The sequence below is a fragment of the Pseudoduganella sp. RAF53_2 genome, assembly GCF_052113985.1.
Taxonomy (GTDB): Bacteria; Pseudomonadota; Gammaproteobacteria; order Burkholderiales; family Burkholderiaceae_D; genus Rugamonas.
On the sequence record NZ_JBFRDW010000681.1, the window covers coordinates 1 to 3,155 of the forward strand.

3 protein-coding genes are annotated in these 3,155 nt (G+C 61.3%); all 3 read right to left on the bottom strand.

Annotated features, from left to right (window positions below; genetic code table 11):
* A partial coding sequence (locus AB4Z11_RS27670) for a TIGR03790 family protein (RefSeq protein ID WP_442029049.1) occupies positions 1-861 on the bottom strand: 861 nt, incomplete at its 3' end.
* Positions 858-2,276 carry a mannose-1-phosphate guanylyltransferase/mannose-6-phosphate isomerase gene (locus AB4Z11_RS27675; protein WP_442029050.1) on the bottom strand — a complete coding sequence of 473 codons (1,419 nt, stop codon included), beginning with the start codon at positions 2,274-2,276 and terminating at the stop codon, positions 858-860. The genes AB4Z11_RS27670 and AB4Z11_RS27675, both read right to left, overlap by 4 nt.
* A 24-nt stretch (positions 2,277-2,300) precedes the next feature.
* On the bottom strand, positions 2,301-3,155 hold an 855-nt coding region (locus AB4Z11_RS27680; RefSeq protein ID WP_442029051.1), incomplete at its 5' end, for a sugar phosphate nucleotidyltransferase.

The window sequence follows — 3,155 nt, forward strand, 5'->3', positions numbered from 1 at the left end:
GTTGTTGCAGGGTTCGGCCACGGTGCCGTAGCTGGCCGTGGCGCCGGCTTCCAGCCAGCGCAGGCTGCTCATTTGATGATCCGCCAGCAGATCACCGCCAAACGAGGTCAGATGATCAGCCAACGCGCCGGGCAGGAACTTGAGCGTTTCGAGCTTGTCGACCCGCGCCATCCCTGTTTCGTAAATCATCACATCGCTGGCGTTTTCCAGCGTGTCCTGTTTCAGGCTGTGGATCGTCAGCTTGCGCTGGGCCACGATGCCGTCGCGCGGGAAGAAATGGGCGCGGCTGTTGCGTGCCACTTCGCTCGTGGTCAGATAGTAGGCGCCGGCACGAGGCGTGCTGAAACCCGCCGCCATACCGCGCGAAATCACGGACTTTGCCAGATCGACGGAAGTTGTTGGCAGCAGCATTGCCAGCCGCAAGCCATTGGCCGATGGCGGCGCGCCGGGCGGCAGATTAAATAAGGGATTGCGTTTGCCCGGCCCGCAAGGCTTGGCGCACTGGCCGGCATCGAAGCCCAAAGTGTAGGCCGAGGTGATGCCGTTGCACTCGACGGCATACGGAGCGGTCCAGACCATCAATACGGCCTGCACGCCGGATGGCATGTGCGCATCGATCTCGGACTTCAGGTGGGAAAATTCGGCGGCATCCAGCTTGCGCGGACTGCCAGGGATACGAACGTGAATCACGTTGGCGGCGGGCACACCGCGCTGCTTGCGGTATTCCTCGCCGATCGTCACGCTGTTCGGCTCCTCGTCATTGATCACGAGGGCCAGCTGGGACGGCGCAAGCTGCGCGTGCGCTGCACCGGCAAAAGTCAGCGCAGTCAACAACGCAGCATTGCGCAGTGTCCGGATCACGTGCGGGAGTAGAYGTCCTCGAAGCGCACGATATCGTCCTCGCCCAGGTAAGAGCCCGACTGCACCTCGATCAGATGCAGCGGCACCTTGCCAGGATTCTCCAGGCGGTGGTTCATGCCGATCGGGATGTAGGTGGACTCGTTCTCTGTCAGCAGCTTCACGGAATCGCCGCAGGTCACGCGCGCGGTGCCGCTCACCACCACCCAGTGCTCAGCGCGATGGTGGTGCATCTGCAGCGACAGCTTGCCGCCCGGGTTCACGGTAATGCGCTTGACCTGGAAGCGCTCGCCCATGTCGATGCCTTCGTAGCAGCCCCAAGGACGATATACCTTGGTGTGATAAATGTGCTCGGTGCGGTCCTTGTCCTTCAAGTGATCGACCACCTGCTTGACGCGCTGCACCTGGTCGCGATGCGCCACCAGCACGGCGTCGGCGGTTTCGACCACGACCACATCCTTCACGCCCACCAGAGCCACGATGCGGCCTTCGGCGCGCACCAGCGAGTTCTGAACGTTATCCAGGTACACGTCGCCACGGGTCACGTTGCCCGCTTCGTCCTTCGGCTGCACCTCGTGCAGTGCGGACCAGGAACCCACGTCGCTCCAGCCAATGGAAGCCGGCACCACAACGGCATGCCTGGTATGCTCCATCACGGCGTAGTCGATGGAATCGGATGGGCAGGCGGTGAACGCCGTCTCGTCGAGGCGGCAGAAATCCAGGTCGCGGTAGCCCTTGGTCACCGCTTCGGCGGACGACTTGGCGATTTCAGGCGCGTACTGGTCCAGCTCCTTCAGGAAGGCGTCGGCGCGGAACAGGAACATGCCGCTGTTCCAGGAGAAGTTGCCGGCAGCGATAAAGCCCTGCGCGGTTTCGCGGTCCGGCTTCTCGACGAACTTCGCCACCTTGTAGCACTTCTCGCCGTTGGCCAGCGAATCGCCGCTCTGGATATAGCCATAGCCGGTTTCCGGGCCGGTCGGCACGATGCCGAAGGTCGCCAGCGCGCCCTCTTTCACCAGGCCAGACGCACGCTGGATAGCGGCGTGGAAGGCTTCCACATCGGTGATCACGTGATCGGCCGGCAGGACCAGCATCACGGCTTCCGGATCGATGGCTTTCAAATAGTTTGCGGCGGCAGCCACGGCAGGCGCGGTATTGCGGCCCACCGGCTCCAGCAGGATGCCCAGCGGATTGACCTTGATTTCGCGCAGCTGCTCGGCCACCAGGAAACGGTGCTCGTTGCCGCAAACGATCAGGGGCTGCATCATCTCCGCACGGCCAGCCGTGCGGAGGGCCGTGTCCTGCAGCATGGTCTTCTCGGAGACCAGGGGCAGCAATTGCTTCGGCAAAGCCGCGCGCGACAGGGGCCACAGGCGGGTGCCGGCGCCGCCGGACAGGATAACGGGATAAATTTTCATGCTTTTATTATGTTCTAAAATGAACTAAGTTATTGAATTTGCTTCGGTTTCCATGCGTCGGCGGCTGGCGCGGCGGTCCCTTGCGTTGGACCATTCGCCCAATTCATATTGTGAAATATGCTTCATTTCGCCAATTCGGTCGACACTATAATCCTTAAATACGATTAATTCGTCCAGCGTAACGTCTGGTAACACACGAGTATATTCGAACAAGACGCTGCGGACTACCTTGGCACCGGCGCAAATATGGCTGCCGTGGCCGATCCAGGTTGGTCCTATGATAGTAGCACCGGCATCGACTTTCGAGCCCGAACCGATATATACCGGCCCGATGATGCGCGTGCCGTCGTCCCAGTCGATGCTGGTGTTCAGGCCCACCCACAGGCCATCGGCCACCTGCACGCCCGGCACGTTCATATTGGTCACCTCGCCCATCAGCACACCCTGCAGCACTTCCCAGTAATCCTTCACGCTGCCGATATCGATCCAGTTGAACTTGCGGGTCTGGCTGTAGAAGGCCATGCCTTTCGACGCCAGCAGCGGGAACAGCTCCGAGCCGATGTCGAACACGCGGCCGGATGGAATCATGTCGATCACTTCCGGCTCGAACAGATAGATGCCGGTGCTGGCGCAGTTGGATTTGGCCGCCGCGCGCGATGGCTTTTCCTGGAATTCGCTGATGCGGCCATCTTCATCGCTGACCACCACGCCGTAGCTGCTCACCTCCCACGACGGTACTTCGTGCGTGATGACGGTAGCGAGCGCGCCTTTGCGGCGATGCTCGTGCAAGGCCGATTTCAGATCGAGGTCGATCATGGCGTCGCCGCACAGCACCAGCGTCGTCTCGTCGAAGAAACCGCCGAATTCCTGGATTTTCTT